Raw genomic sequence first — 15,064 nt, 5'->3', positions numbered from 1 at the left:
ACGTAAAGCTTAAGCCGCCCGATGTTTCTTTATGTAATTGCTAGGTGTATCGTTCATGGTAAGCTTAAAAGCTTTGTTGAACGTTGACTTGGATTTAAATCCCACATCCAGTGAAAGCGCCAATATCGTATGTTGTAAATGTTCCTGATTCTCTACTTTTTTCAGGAACTCCTTTACCCTGTGCCTGTTTATGAAGTCATAAAAGGTCGTTTTGTACACATTATTGAGAAGCCAAGAGAGATTGTTGCTCGAGGTATTGAGTTTTTTTGAAACATCTACCAAAGTGAGATCGCTTTCCAAATAAATCTTTTCCTCTGTCATAAGGCTATCCAACTTGTCCTTTAAATAGTTAGATTCCATTTCGTTGAGCCTCTTCTTTTGAACCTTGGTTTCCTTTTCGCGTACAATCCTGAATAAGTCAGGTTGTTTTAAACTATAATAGCCAATCACAAAAATAAAAACGGGAATCATGGCCCAAACCAAATCGTAGGTGATCCAACTGAAAAAACGATCGAATATTGAATTATTCAAAAAACTGAGGGCCCACATGATAATAATTACGGTAATAGCCGAGAGAAAATACGTGAGGTAGCTTACTGGGCTTTGGTCGAAAGAAAAAGAATTTTTAGAATCTTTCCGAAATTCTCGCAGCACTCCGAAGGAACGTATTAAATAATAAAGATTGGAACCAATGGCCGATACGAATATTAGATTGAACATTACTTTGAAAGTACCTTTAAGATAAGTCTCGTAATAGGTATCCGGATTGTATACCACAAATAAGGTTAGGGTCAACAATAAAAAGATGAGTCCAGGGAGAAAATGCCATAATGGAAAACGCTTCTTACCCTTGTTCTGAAACAATAAACGCTTGGTATACAGAAAAAACAAAGGACCAAAGAGATATAATGGCAGATCGAATATCCAAGAATAAAAGAAGGTCGCTTTGGTAAGTAGACGAACCATTAAAAATCGACCTATGAGCATATAGGCGGCAATACCAATAAGAACTGCCAATACGGAATTTGCCCGTTTATTAGCTTGGGGAATTCGTAAAATCGTTAGCATAAGGAAGATTCCTTGGCTAATTCCTATTAGGATAATGACATCGATCAACTCAAACATGGGAGGTAATTGCCTGTTTTATGTAAAAGTACCCGTTTCATTGAAATCGGGCGTACGAATGGGTACAAACGTACGCTATAAAGATAAATGAAGGGCTATTTTAACACTCCTACTAAAAATGATAAAAGGCGTTCGGGTAGTGTTCCACTTTTTCGGAGGTTTTATTCTTGAGCACCGAAATGATATCAAACCTGACTTCATGAACAAGGTTATTCGACACCATATACTCATTGGCTGCCTTTACCAACAACTTAATTTTTGAAGGTGTGACGAATTCTTGTGGATTCCCAAATGCTGCACTATTCCGGGTTTTAACCTCTACAATAACGATCAAATCCTCTATCTGTGCTATGACATCTATTTCTGCTTTATCGTATCTAAAATTCCTTTCAAGAATGGTATATCCTTCTTGTAGCAAAAACGCAACAGCCATGTCCTCTCCAATTTTCCCCAGTTCATTGTGATACGCCATTGGAACAAGATATTTTAAAACTGTATTGAGACCTGTAGTTCCTTCACTTCTAACACAACCGTCCTTCCAAGAATAAGTGGACGATTATCTGCAATATGTCCTGCAGGAAAGCCGAAACAAACGGGGAATTCATACTCCTGTACCGCTTCCCAAATAATTTCTTCCGCCGTTTTGCCGAAAGGAATGGTATTATCCTTCATATCGTTCATCCCTCCAACAATAAGACCTTTCAAATTTTTCAACCGGCCGTTCCTTTTTAGATTCTGCATCATCCTATCAATGTGATACAGCATTTCGTCCAAGTCTTCAATAAATAGAATCTTATCCTCAGTGTCCAAATCGGAAGGACTACCTATCAAAGAATAAAGTAAGGAAAGATTGCCTCCCACCAATTCGCCCTTGGCCATGCCATTTCGGTTCAGGCCATGCTCAGGTTTGTATTGAATTCTATAATTTTTACCAAAAAGAATCTTTCGAATTCCCGTTCTTGTCTCCTCAGTTTTAGTATCGATATCTATGGCCATATTAGCATGCAAAGTTTCTATGCCAAAGCCGTGTACATGATTATGAAGAACCGTTACGTCACTGTATCCAATGATCCATTTTGGTTGTTTTTTGAAATTGGAAAAATCTAGGGAATCAATAATTCGTACTGTACCATACCCGCCCCGGGCACACCAAATTGCCCTAATAGAAGGATCGTCCAGCATAGCTTGAAAATCTGAAATCCTCAAGGCATCGTTTCCAGCATATTGATGGTCCTCTGCATCTATGGTACGGCCCAATGTATAGGTTAGCCCCCATTGTGAAAGGAGGTTCAACAATGGTTCAAGTTCGTTCCTGGAAATCTTCCTTGCCGTAGATAAGATCCCAATCGTATTTCCATTCTGAAGAATTGCAGGTGTAATCATAAAAACCGAACGCTACATGATTAGATAAAAATAGTTGTTTTGTTTCTATCCATTGTTCCCGTTTATTCACGATATGCCCCGTTTATTACATATAGGTTTGGCTTTTAGCCTTTTAGAAGTTGATTTGCCCTCAAATTTAATAGGATCAAATCATGAAAATTCAATCTTTAGTTACACTTTCGGCTGTATTCCTTATACTTCTTAGTTCTTGTTCGAAAGAAGATATGGCACCTGTAGAGACCACTAGAAATTTAATAAACCTGCATATTGTTAATGAGACCGATTGGGAAATGGCCCATACAATTCATCTACTTATGAACCAGCATAGAGCGAGCCAAGGGCTTGAGGAAGTTGAAATGGACCGAGGGCTTGTTTCAGCATTGGCCACTGCCCATACCAAATATATGATCAACCTTAAAAGAATTTGCCATGATCGCATTGGGGAAAGGCGCAGGGAACTAATTGATAAGGGAGCACATATGGTAGGGGAAAATGTGGCATTTGGGTATGAAAATGCCGAATCGGTTGTAAGGGCATGGATTAATAGCCCAAGGCATAGGGAGAACTTAGAAGGCAATTATACACATTGTGGTTATGGTATTGTGAAGGACGCTTCGGGAACGTACTATTTCACACAGCTCTTTTACAGAAAATAAAAACCCAAATACATTACGGATACATTGTACAAGTAAAATTCTCCAGTCCAAAAAAGCAGTTAATCCCATATACGTTACCCTTATACCGAAATGGGTCCGCTTATTACATTTCATGAGGATACCAGTGATAGGCCCCTTATTTTTGTATATATAAATGGCATTGATTATGAAGTTATGTGTTCGTCTTTTTATTATGTTCGCTACCTGGGGAGTGATGCATGCACAGGTTGGGATTGGAAACACGAACCCTAAAACCACTCTAGATATAGATGGGGGCCTTTCTTTAAGGGAAGGTCCAACTTTGGCTTTAAACAATGGTTTCAACAACGATGTTCCATTGGGAACTGAGGCCTATTCTTTTTACAGAATAACAGGTCCAACAGGTCCCTTTGGGATCTCAGGAATTATCCCAGAATCTGGCTCGGATGGCCAGATTCTTACCCTTCAGAACACGACCGATCACCAAATGTTCTTATATCATGATTTTTTCATTTCCAGTGCAGATAATAGAATTTATTGCCCCGACGAGGAAACCCTGTCCCTTGTAGGGAAATACGCCACTGTTACCCTTCAATACAATGCCACCTATTCTCGTTGGATAGTGCTGAACTATCAACACCAAAGAATGGGTGATAATATCAAAGCTGTTAAAGGAACCACAGACGTCTCCATTAATACAACAACATATACAGATATGCCTGATATGACAATAACTTTTGTCCCTAAACATGAGACTGTGTTCGTTTCGTTTAGCGCATCCGGTTCCATGGATTTAACAGGCTCTTTACCTGTAGGGAGTTACGGCTTGTTTCGCTTGGTTAATGTAACGGCATCCAATTCTGTAGAGGCCGGGACAACTTCCTTGGCAACAGATTATGATTATGACGACACGGTGGGAGAAGTTGTTGGTTCCGCTTGGAATGCACAATTTGTTATGCTACCCGTACAAGTTACGCCAGGTATATTTAACACACTTAAAATTCAATGGGCTAGGGATGGTATTTCCCCTACTGCTTTAGAGAATTTTGTGGTAGCGAATGTGAACTTTTCGCATCGAAACTTCACCATAATGGACTAGTATCCAATTATTTGATACGCAGAAACTTACTGAATGCATCATGCCTTCTCTTTGCGATTGGCAGGGACACATTATTACTCATTTCACAATAACTGCCATCCACCTTATTAATATTGGCAACATGACTTAAATTAACCATATAGCTTTTGTGGATCCGAAAAAAGACATTTTTATCAACAATGCTTTCGAACTCCCCTAAATTTTTGGAGGACATTATCTTAACACCTGTACTTAGGTAAAACTCTGTATACCTTCCTTCCGATTTAAGGTATATGATATCCTTTATTTTGAGAAACTCGATCTTATCCATTGAAGGTACGGCAATAAAGTCGAGTGCAGAGGAATCGTTTATGGAAGAAGTAAGCTGTTCTATTTGATCTGAAGAAGTATACCATTCTCTCTCAATATCACTGTATGCTTTATTTACTGCAAGTATAAGATCTTCTATAGACAGGGGCTTGAGCAAATAATCTACTGCACAGTACTTAAAAGCTTTCACTGCATATTCCGCATAAGAAGTAACAAAAATAATCTTGGCTTTTTTGTGCTGTACTTCCTCCAGAACGTCAAATCCCGTGCCCTCATCCAATAATATATCCAGAAATATTAATTCGGGTTGTTCCCTATCAATAATATCCTTGGCATCACTTTTCGTTTGAGCTTGACCTACTACTGCTACTTGTGGGCAATAGGTACTTAAAAAGTGCTCAAGAATTTTGAGATTTTTACCTTCATCATCAATTAAGACCGTTTTTATTCTTTTCATATTTCGGAGGTCAGAACGAATAAATGTAATAAAATCAGTTCATTAGAAGAAATGAGGAATATGTGTTTTCTTTCAAAATATCCCTTTATCCGACAATCTGTAAAGCGGGAGAGGTATCTATTTGCATTACAGGAATTTCTAAACGCACCCTTGTTCCCGCAGGCATTTCCCCTTTATAAATATCTTCAATCTTAAAACTGAGTTGTTGCTCATGCAAACTGTTCCTAATTTTTATGCGCTCTGCCATGATTCGGGTCGCCCAGGATTTATGACTTACTTTGCGCGATGCTTTTCTTTTGGCAGCAGCCTCCCGACCTATTCCATTATCCCTAACCTCGCCTGTTAAATAACTCCCATCACCGTAAAAAGAGATATGAAGAACCCTATCCTCCTTTTTTGGTATCAAGCCATGAATAATGGCATTTTCTATTATGGGTTGAAACAACATACGGGGAATCTTAATCCCCTGTAAATCGAGGTCTTCGTCCACATTGAATATGACCTCTAGGTTTCCGTCCAATCGCATCTCTTCCAACTGCAAATACGATTTGAGATATGCTATCTCGTCTTTCAAAGTAATGTAAGAAGAACTACTCACTTCTAAGGTAAGCCTCAGTAACTTGGAAAAGGAATCCAGATACCTGTTGGCTTCCCGTTCCCCTTCCAATATCATAACACTTTGAATTCCGTTCAAGGCATTGAATATAAAATGCGGGTTCATCTGTGCGATGAGGGCTTTGGCTTCCAGATCCTTAATCCTAATTTGAAATGCCTCTTCCTTTTTAAGCGATTTTCTAAGCAGGGATATTCTGAGCTTTACCAAGGCAAGTACCACTCCCAAAACGGCCAAGAAAGCCAACAATTTTGCCCACCAGGTTAACCACCACGGCGGAAAAATAGTAAAGGGATATTGAAAGGTATCACCTGCGCGACCAATCTCATCGAATGCTTTTACCTTAAATACATAGTCTCCCGGGGGAATGTTTCTATAGTCCACTTCAGAAGCTATACTAGGTGTGCTCCAACTGGTGCTTAACCCTTCTATTATATGACTGTAACGCACATGGGAATTTGAACTCCAATCGACTGCTGAAAATTTAAAGTTAAGATGGTTTAAAGTATACGGAAGGTGTAAGAATTCTGGATAGTCATAAAATGGAACTTTTGGACCAATGGCTTCAGAGAGTTCATCCATACTGGAAAAGTACTCCAAGAAGGGGGAATCTTGCCCATTATTGTAAGGAATAGATTGTTCGTTGATTTCCAAACCCTGCAACTGGGTAAGTAGCGAATGATGGGTTTCCTCATTTAAATCGAGGTCCTTTTTAATGATATAGTCCGTAGTACCCAACCAAAGTGAATTTTGGTCCTCGTGGGTAATATTGGAAATACTGGTAACCACACCGCCGTAATAACCGGTTTCAGAATTCATAATCGTATTTTCATAATCCTTTCCGTTTGATACTATCCTATTGATCCCCGTATCACTGATTACCCAAATATCCCCAGAGGTGTCCTCGTGTATTTTGGTTAGATAGTTGCTGCTTAGACCATCGGATTTCCTAAACGGTACATAGGTAAGCTCTGTTAGGTCTTCAAGGTTACTACTCGTATCGAACCTAAATAGTCCTTGATTTGTAGCTACAAGAAGATTTCGGTCGGCATCGAAAACAGCATCATTACATATAAGATTGGAAGATGCATTAATATGGGTCATTTGGTCTGGAGCTTCCATATCGTACATAAATAAACCAGCACTTGTGGAAATCCATAACCTACCCGCATCATCAACCTCGATATCGTTTACATTTGCATTGTTAAACTCTTCGGAATTGGTTTCTAACCACTTTAATGTATCCCCACTAAATGTATACAAACCCATGTGTGTTCCCACCCACATAGTACCATTCCTGTCCTCGGCCAACTCCATGAAGCCTTTTGCCATTTCGTAAAAATGCAGCTTGTCCCCTTGGCGTACGTAAAATCCACCGTCGTATCCAATCCAGAGTGTTCCCAAGGAATCTTCAAAAAGTGACATAACCTCATAGGGGTTGTTTTTAAAATAGCTGTGGTATACCCCATCCCGAAATTTTAGCAGGCCTCCATTCCATTTGGCCATCCAAACATTCCCTTGGGTATCCTGAAAAATCTCACCTATGGGTTGTTCACCAAATTCCGAATTAACAGGAAGCAAGCTGAACGAGTCGTAATGCAATCTACTAATCCCCACACCTTGCGATCCAAACCAAAAACTCCCTTGCGAATCTTCAAAAAAGCCATTCACAGTGTTTGTACTCAATCCATTTGAGGTGTTGAGATTGGTCACAAATTCGTTCTCTATAACACTCAACCCCATTCCTATTTGTGTAATCCAAATGCGGTTCTTAGAATCCAAATAAAGACTTTTCAATTCTCCATCCTTGAAACTTTGCTCATTCATGTACAGCAAATTGGTACTTGGGTCGTATTTATATAGGTTATTCGATGTGGCGACCCATATAAACCCATCCTTGTCTTTGGCGATTCCTTCAAGCCAAGACAGGTCTATAGCATCATTGAATGCCAAAGGGTTGTAAAATGAGGATCCGTCGAAAAAGACGAGTCCAGCCCCGCAGCCCAACAATAGCGAATCGTCTTCTAAAACGTGAATGGTTCGAATGCCGTAAAGCTTGAAACTCTCTAGGTTCACTTTGTAATGTGTAAAAGCAGTTTGGTCTTCACCGTTTACTACACTCGATTCTACTTTGATCAATCCGTTAGTGATTGTGCCGACCCAAACATTGTTTTTGCTATCCACTTGTATGTCCCTAATGTCCCTTCGAAACATCTTGGAGTCATAGATGGTAAATTGGTTCCCATCAAATTTAACCAAGCCCGCATAGCTCCGTATCCATATAGTATCATCATGATCTATGGCCATATCATAGAAGGACAGAAAAGCAGACTCTAAATTGGCTGCATAATCTACAACGGAGACCCCGTCGTATTTAAAAAGTGACCCTGTACTCGATATAAACCACAAATTCCCTTTAGAATCCTCGGTACCCATATCGGTGTTTGGCGATAGCCATCCCTGATCCACTCCCAAGTGCGCAAGATCGAATGTTGTTTTACCAGTAGTTACGAAAGGCCGTACATCATGAAATTCGGACTGGGAGACGCTTAGGGTTTTGGGTGCGTGTATACTGTCTTTTCCTACTATAATATATCCTGTCTTCGGTACCGTATATGAAATGGGCAAGGGTACGCTGTCCTTTCCTAGGGTTCCCTTCCAAAACCTGTTAGTGTCTAGGGAAATGGTTTTCTCAAATCGTATGGGTACCTTGTTCTTATTTGCCGCAAATACACTGTCCGGGATAAACGGTACTATTTGTGGCGTAATATCAACAATTTGCTGTGCGCTTGTATCTACTGCTAGGGTGCTTAATTCAATTTCTTTGGGTGCTTCCCTGCTAATTAAAACATTATGTAGTGTACCACCGGAAGGGGGTACCTGTTCCATTCTGTTAGAACAGGATTGTACAAACAATCCTCCCAGTAGGAAAAAAGCAAAGTAGTGAAGTTTTTTCATCAGATCATCTTTCATTGTAAACCCGTAAGACAAGTAGGTTGAGTATTATATTCATAGGATCATAAAGTGATGAAATATACAATTATTCTGTGTGTCCCATAACCGTTACAGATTAAAATTGCCCTTGATGTCCAAGGATTTACGTTCGTTTATTCATACAGACACTTATTACTTCAAGAACACTTTTCACCACCGCATGCATCACTTGATTTTGCTTCAACAAAAAAAGAAGGCATGGCAAATTATCCCATCGCATACCTAAAAAACCTTATGGAAAAGTTGGACACAATAAATCAGTTAATCTAATTTATGGAACACTTATTCATGAAAACGTTCGGTTATTACTTTTCAATTTGATCGCAACGTATAAATCTTGATCTTTCTAAATTATTTAGAATTCGGTTGTGGTCACGAAGTCGCGAATGGACCTTCAAAATCCTTCCAAATTAGTAAAAGTAGAATAGATTGAAAACATATAATGTATTAGTCATCTATAAGCTCCTGAAGGATGAAAGGTTGATCGTTGAAAGTATACGGATGTATGAATCGATACTCCAAATTTCGGCCACCACCAATTCCATAGCTGATGGAAGAAAGTATCTAAAAAAATCGAAAACGCACATTTTAATTATTCAACAAAGAAAGAATGATGAAAAAACCCTAGCCTTTATAAAAGAGGCTATTGCCAAGAATATAGCGGTCATTATGATAAGCCCATTCGAAAAGCTCGCCCTTTGGGCCATAAAAATTAGGGTAGCGGGCTATGTCATTGAGCCCCTTAAGGCTGACAAAATATTAAATGCCATTAGTAAGGTCTTGCAGGATCTCATCTCTAAATCCAGAATTACCGATCCCGAATTCAACGCCACTTTTAAGTATCCAAAAAATGTATTGCCCATATCCACCCTGTCAAGTGTTAGAATGGTGCCTTTCGAAAAAATCGTCTACTGCGAAGCTAAAGGCAAATACACTATCTTCCACTTTAATGATATGGAACAGCAACTTACCAGCAAGAATTTGGGGATCTATGAAATTGAAATGGGAAGTAGTGTTTTTTTCCGCATTCATTATAAGTATTTGGTCAATTTAAACTTTGTAAAAAGGATTCAACACGATAATGGCATTACTTGCACCTTAATGGACAATACCGTCCTTCCCATCGCTACAAGACGATACAATTTGTTGCTGAAACACCTGAAGATAAAGTGATTACATCTTACTCCACTTCCTTCATAGGCCCGTTTTATCCTTGCAGAACCCAAGTCGCTTTTAAAGACCCCATTTTAACGACTACTCCCTATATCGCCCGTTCATAAACCTATGTACTCGGTTATTACTTTTCACTTACACCGTTGCAAAAAGCAACCTTTCTTTGTTCCCAGAATTAGGGCTAGCGCCCCCTTTTAATAAACTAATAATATTTAATTAATTGTTCATTATGAAAAAACTAATTACGCTACTGTTCCTTATGTCTATAGGAACAATCTACGCTCAGGTTGGAATCGGCACACCGCTTCCAGACAATTCGGCACAATTAGATGTAGTAGCCAGCGACAAAGGGATATTAATACCTCGCATTCCACTTACCAGTAGTACGGATGTGACAACTATCGCTAACGGGAATGTAGTAAGCCTTATGGTCTATAACACCAATACGGTGGCAAACGACATTACTCCTGGATATCACTATTGGGATGGTGCCAAATGGCAACGCATTACCAATGCAGACGATGTTATTGAGCTTATTGAGTTAAATGAAACCTTAACCTTAATCTCACAGGACACCGCGGCTGGCACCATTACCTATATCGATGAGGACGGGAACAGCACGGTACTGGACATCGCCGCCATCATCGCGCAGCACGAGACCCTGACCTCTGCCACATTCGACCCTACCACGGGGATACTTACCTACAACGATGAGGACGGTACGGCAAACGCACTTGATCTTGGGGCCATGATCCCCAACTTCGAGACGCTCACCAGTATCTCACAGGATACTGCGGCCGGGACCATTACCTATGTAGACGAGGACGGGAACAGCACGGTACTGGACATCGCCGCCATCATCGCGCAGCACGAGACCCTGACCTCTGCCACATTCGACCCTACCACGGGGATACTTACCTACAACGATGAGGACGGTACGGCAAACGCGCTTGACCTTGGGGCCATGATCCCCAACTTCGAGACGCTCACCAGTATCTCACAGGACACTGCGGCAGGTACTATTACCTATGTAGACGAGGACGGGAACAGCACGGTGCTGGACATCGCGGCCATCATCGCGCAGCACGAGACCCTGACCTCTGCCACATTCGACCCTACCACGGGGATACTTACCTACAACGATGAGGACGGTACGGCAAACGCACTTGACCTTGGGGCCATGATCCCTAACTTCGAGACGCTCACCAGTATCTCACAGGATACTGCGGCAGGTACCATTACCTATATCGACGAGGACGGGAACAGCACGGTGCTGGACATCGCGGCCATCATCGCGCAGCACGAGACCCTGACCTCTGCCACATTCGACCCTACCACGGGGATACTTACCTACAACGATGAGGACGGTACGGCAAATGCACTTGATCTTGGGGCCATGATCCCCAACTTCGAGACGCTAACGAGCATCTCACAGGACACCGCGGCAGGTACCATTACCTATATCGACGAGGACGGGAACAGCACGGTACTGGACATCGCCTCCATCATCGCGCAGCACGAGACCCTTACCTCTGCCACATTCGATCCTACCACGGGGATACTTACTTACAACGATGAGGACGGTACGGCAAACGCACTTGATCTTGGGGCCATGATCCCCAACTTCGAGACGCTAACGAGCATCTCACAGGACACCGCGGCAGGTACCATTACCTATATCGACGAGGACGGGAACAGCACCGTACTGGACATCGCGGCCATCATCGCGCAGCACGAGACCCTGACCTCTGCCACATTCGACCCTACCACGGGGATACTTACCTACAACGATGAGGACGGGACGGCAAACGCACTTGATCTTGGGGCCATGATCCCCAACTTCGAGACGCTAACGAGCATCTCACAAGACACCGCGGCAGGTACCATTACCTATATCGACGAGGACGGGAACAGCACCGTACTGGACATAGCGGCCATCATCGCGCAGCATGAGACCTTAACTTCCATGGTACAAGACAATTCAACAGGTGTCATTACATATACAGATGAGGATGCTGGCACAAGTACAGCAAATGTAGTGAGTACAGATGCTAACAATGCAGTAGGCGTAGGAAGTGATGGTGGTGCTTTTATAGATGCTACCCTTGCAGATCCTACCGAGCCATGGAGAAACCCTGATGGTACTGCAGCAGCAGACCCTACCTCCACCGACATTAATTATATGAATGGTAATGTGGGTGTCGGTACTGTATTACCTACCGAAAGACTGGAGGTAGCTGGTAATGCCATCATAGATGGCGTAACCATTAGTGGAGAGAATACGTCAATATCTGTAGGGCGTCCTGTAGATACGCATACAGGTTTTGAAACGACTTTTGGTGTTAATGCAGGTTTAAACAATACCGCTACTGGAACTACAGCTGTTGGTAATAGTGCAGCATCTAATAATACTGGAGCTCGAGTAGTTGCTATGGGTGTTAACGCTGGTTTGAGTAATGCAGGATCAAGTACTACAGCAATTGGTTGGGGTGCAGCAAACTCTAATAGTGCAAGTAATGTTACAGTAGTTGGTTCAGATTCTGGAGCAAACAATACAGGATTGGACTTAACAGTATTAGGAGCAAATGCCGCAGCTAATAACAGTGCCGTTGGAGCAACCATTATTGGTGCTAGAGCTGGTTCGAATAACTCTGGGGCAAATTTGACAACAATAGGGTTTCAATCCGGAATTGATAATACCGGAACTAACGTAAATGCCCTTGGATACAGAGCTGCGAGGTTTAATACAGGATCAAATGTGACGGCGCTAGGTGTTAATGCTGCTGAAAGTAATACTGCAGATAATGTAGTAACAATAGGACATCAAGCAGGTATGGGTAATACTACCGCCAATCAGTTTATCGTAGAGCAACGAAACATTAACGCTACCCCATTAATGCAAGGAGATTTTGCTACAGGTAATCTTGGTATAGGCACCACAACCCCTAACGAAAAGTTAGAAGTCAACGGTAAAGTACGTGTCAGCGACCTTACAGGCGCAGACTTGGCTACAGATGTTATTGTAACAGCAGATGCCACCACAGGTGAGCTTAAAGAAGGTGGTACTGTAGGAAATTTATTAAATGGAGCAGACCTTACCGACGACGAATGGATAAACAACCCTACAGATGCACGCATTGAATTAGGTGCCTTAAGTGATGGTACTACGGCACGACCTGTGGATACCGAATTTGTAGCGCTGGATAATGGAAACGTGGGTATAAAAACCGCCAATCCTACAAAAGACTTACATATTCTTCGAAGCAATGGGTATGGAAATATGGCCATAGGGGAAGACTATAACCTTACGACCGTTATTGGTTCCGGCAATTCAGGAAACGGCCCTTTTAAAATTCGATCAGGACAAACCATTGGAGGAATAAGGGCCGAATACTATGGTTCCCAAAACGGTGGTGTAACGAATAACAGATCCATCATAACAGGAAACTCCGGGATTCATTATTCTGGTTTTACGGCTGAAGTCTCGGATGGAACCTCAAGAATGGAAGATAATAGATTCCTATTTGTTCGTTACCCGAACCTTGCTCATAGTAACAATACCTTTAGAAATACCGTAAAACTCTGGAATATCGTAGACGGAAATACGTCTTCCGTATTATCGATGGAAAACAACGGGGATTTCAATTTCATTAATGGAGAGTGGAGTGATCCAGCAACCCTAACCTTAGCCAGTGGTAATGTCGGGGTAGGCGTTCCAGTACCAACCGAAAAACTGGAAGTAAACGGTACCATAAAAGCTACCGATATCAACTTTACTGGTTTACCGGTATTTGCAGATGAAGCTGCTGCAATTGTAGGCGGATTAACCACCGGAGACTGTTACCGCACGGCTACAGGAGAACTGCGTATTAAGCTATAAATAAATTGGTTAGCTGAATTTATATTGAGATTCGGCTTATAAGGATGGTCCTGTGTTTGGGTCAATGAGTATTTTTTTCAGGACCGTCCTTTCCCAATTACAAAACATAATAGTATGAAACTATATAACACAATGAACAAACAATTGCTGTTTGTACTGCTGTGCCTGCCAATTGCATCTTTCGCACAAACCGTGAATACCGGAGTAGTAAGCATTAGTGCAGACACCCAGTTCTCCACGGTGAGTGATTTGGACAACAAACCCGGAGCCAGTTTTGTGAATGATGGAGAGGCATTTATCTATGCCCATTTTAACAACGATGGCCTGGTAGATTTCAGCAATGGAGAGGAAGGGCTTACCCGTTTCGAAGGAAGCGCGGTACAGCAACTTACCGGTGGGAACATCAGTTATTTCTATAATGTCCTGTTCGACAATAGTTCGAGCGATACATCATCCTTCGAATTAAGTAGTGAAATAAGCATCGCCAACGAGGCAGATTTTAACGAAGGCATTGTAAAGAATGATGATTTTGGTGGTCTGGTCATTTTCGAAGACGATGCCTATCATCGAGGGGTCTATGACGGAAGTCATGTAGATGGTCATGTAGAGAAAGATGGGGATGACGATTTCGTATATCCCATAGGAGACAAACAACTGTTTAGGTTCGCGGCCATAAGTGCCCCGGACAATCTGGGAGATGCCTTTACCGCCAAATACTATTTCGAAAACCCAGTGGGACTAACCATCAACGGGGAAACCCCAACTGCCTCGGTAGCTGGGGTAATTACCCTCCTCGACAATGCCGAGTTTTGGACCGTAACACGGGATGCAGGTACTAGCGATATCCTACTCACCCTGTCTTGGGAAGAAGGAAGCACCACACCCAATGAGGTAGTAATGAATCCACAATCGTCCATTCATATTGCACGTTGGGATGAAGCCCAACAACTATGGGTAGATGAAGGCGGAGTCGTAGATGTGGACAACAAAACAGTAACAACGCCATTGCGCTTGGAAGATTACGGAATTTTCACCCTTGCAAGGGTGAACGAAGGAATCATCCTAGACGGTGATGTGGTCATCTATAACGGGGTAACCCCCAATGGGGATGGAAGAAACGACTTCTTCTTTATAGATGGTATAGAGAACTTGGCCAATAACCGTGTAGAAATATTCAACCGATGGGGAGTGGAGGTTTATGCCACCGATGACTACGGCACGAACGCAGGAGGAAATGTTTTCGAAGGTTATTCCGACGGCCGACTAACCATTGCAGGAGACAACCAACTGCCCACAGGAACCTACTACTACGTGTTGAGCTACGATTATAGCAACAACGGTTCAACGAATCGCGTGAAGAAGGCTGGATTCCTTTATTTAACTACCGAAGATTAAA

10 protein-coding genes are annotated in these 15,064 nt (G+C 42.0%); 5 read left to right on the top strand and 5 right to left on the bottom strand.

Annotated features, from left to right (window positions below):
• Positions 1–9: 9 nt before the first annotated feature.
• From AC6JAD_RS07920 to AC6JAD_RS07910, 3 genes are all read right to left on the bottom strand, one after another.
• The gene (locus AC6JAD_RS07920; RefSeq protein ID WP_461304701.1) at positions 10–1,125 is read right to left on the bottom strand and encodes a helix-turn-helix domain-containing protein; all 1,116 of its coding nucleotides are present in this window, start codon (positions 1,123–1,125) and stop codon (positions 10–12) included.
• A 112-nt stretch (positions 1,126–1,237) separates the two neighbouring features.
• Positions 1,238–1,597 carry a YraN family protein gene (locus tag AC6JAD_RS07915; protein ID WP_461304700.1) on the bottom strand — a complete coding sequence of 120 codons (360 nt, stop codon included), beginning with the start codon at positions 1,595–1,597 and terminating at the stop codon, positions 1,238–1,240.
• Positions 1,598–1,611: 14 nt separating this feature from the next.
• Positions 1,612–2,508: a S66 peptidase family protein gene (locus AC6JAD_RS07910; protein WP_461304699.1), complete on the bottom strand. Its 897-nt coding sequence runs from the start codon at positions 2,506–2,508 to the stop codon at positions 1,612–1,614.
• A gap of 152 nt (positions 2,509–2,660) precedes the next feature.
• Between AC6JAD_RS07910 and AC6JAD_RS07905 the strand changes: the two genes are divergently transcribed.
• Together AC6JAD_RS07905 and AC6JAD_RS07900 are read left to right on the top strand one after the other, a co-directional pair.
• Positions 2,661–3,164, top strand: a complete 504-nt coding sequence (locus AC6JAD_RS07905; RefSeq protein ID WP_461304698.1) for a CAP domain-containing protein — start codon at positions 2,661–2,663, stop codon at positions 3,162–3,164.
• Positions 3,165–3,330: 166 nt separating this feature from the next.
• Positions 3,331–4,242 carry a hypothetical protein gene (locus AC6JAD_RS07900; protein ID WP_461304697.1) on the top strand — a complete coding sequence of 304 codons (912 nt, stop codon included), beginning with the start codon at positions 3,331–3,333 and terminating at the stop codon, positions 4,240–4,242.
• Between the two features lie 7 nt (positions 4,243–4,249).
• On the opposite strand, the gene AC6JAD_RS07895 is transcribed toward AC6JAD_RS07900, so the two are convergent.
• The gene (locus AC6JAD_RS07895) at positions 4,250–5,008 is read right to left on the bottom strand and encodes a LytR/AlgR family response regulator transcription factor (RefSeq protein ID WP_461304696.1); all 759 of its coding nucleotides are present in this window, start codon (positions 5,006–5,008) and stop codon (positions 4,250–4,252) included.
• An 85-nt stretch (positions 5,009–5,093) separates the two neighbouring features.
• A complete protein-coding gene (locus AC6JAD_RS07890; RefSeq protein WP_461304695.1) occupies positions 5,094–8,579 on the bottom strand; it encodes a two-component regulator propeller domain-containing protein in 3,486 nt (1,161 codons plus the stop codon).
• A 465-nt stretch (positions 8,580–9,044) separates the two neighbouring features.
• Here AC6JAD_RS07890 and AC6JAD_RS07885 point away from each other — a divergent pair, with 465 nt between their 5' ends.
• The 3 genes from AC6JAD_RS07885 (at position 9,045) to AC6JAD_RS07875 (ending at position 15,063) form a co-directional block, all read left to right on the top strand.
• On the top strand, positions 9,045–9,788 hold the full coding sequence (locus AC6JAD_RS07885; RefSeq protein WP_461304694.1) for a LytR/AlgR family response regulator transcription factor: 744 nt from the start codon (positions 9,045–9,047) through the stop codon (positions 9,786–9,788).
• A gap of 229 nt (positions 9,789–10,017) precedes the next feature.
• Entirely contained in the window at positions 10,018–13,668 is a 3,651-nt protein-coding gene (locus tag AC6JAD_RS07880; RefSeq protein WP_497866246.1) for a beta strand repeat-containing protein, read from the top strand.
• A gap of 114 nt (positions 13,669–13,782) precedes the next feature.
• On the top strand, positions 13,783–15,063 hold the full coding sequence (locus tag AC6JAD_RS07875) for a T9SS type B sorting domain-containing protein (protein ID WP_461304692.1): 1,281 nt from the start codon (positions 13,783–13,785) through the stop codon (positions 15,061–15,063).
• Position 15,064: the final 1 nt, after the last annotated feature.

The sequence above is a fragment of the Aureisphaera sp. genome (assembly GCF_059726885.1).
This window is presented reverse-complemented; position numbering and strand designations above follow the sequence as displayed.

What these genes read in the sequence shown, in the direction of transcription:
- AC6JAD_RS07920 (WP_461304701.1), bottom strand. Translation starts at nt 1,125, where the DNA reads ATGTTTGAGTTGATCGATGTCATTATCCTAATAGGAATTAGCCAAGGA.
- AC6JAD_RS07915 (WP_461304700.1), bottom strand. Translation starts at nt 1,597, where the DNA reads ATGGCGTATCACAATGAACTGGGGAAAATTGGAGAGGACATGGCTGTT.
- AC6JAD_RS07910 (WP_461304699.1), bottom strand. Translation starts at nt 2,508, where the DNA reads ATGATTACACCTGCAATTCTTCAGAATGGAAATACGATTGGGATCTTA.
- AC6JAD_RS07905 (WP_461304698.1), top strand. Translation starts at nt 2,661, where the DNA reads ATGAAAATTCAATCTTTAGTTACACTTTCGGCTGTATTCCTTATACTT.
- AC6JAD_RS07900 (WP_461304697.1), top strand. Translation starts at nt 3,331, where the DNA reads ATGAAGTTATGTGTTCGTCTTTTTATTATGTTCGCTACCTGGGGAGTG.
- AC6JAD_RS07895 (WP_461304696.1), bottom strand. Translation starts at nt 5,008, where the DNA reads ATGAAAAGAATAAAAACGGTCTTAATTGATGATGAAGGTAAAAATCTC.
- AC6JAD_RS07890 (WP_461304695.1), bottom strand. Translation starts at nt 8,579, where the DNA reads ATGAAAAAACTTCACTACTTTGCTTTTTTCCTACTGGGAGGATTGTTT.
- AC6JAD_RS07880 (WP_497866246.1), top strand. Translation starts at nt 10,018, where the DNA reads ATGAAAAAACTAATTACGCTACTGTTCCTTATGTCTATAGGAACAATC.
- AC6JAD_RS07875 (WP_461304692.1), top strand. Translation starts at nt 13,783, where the DNA reads ATGAAACTATATAACACAATGAACAAACAATTGCTGTTTGTACTGCTG.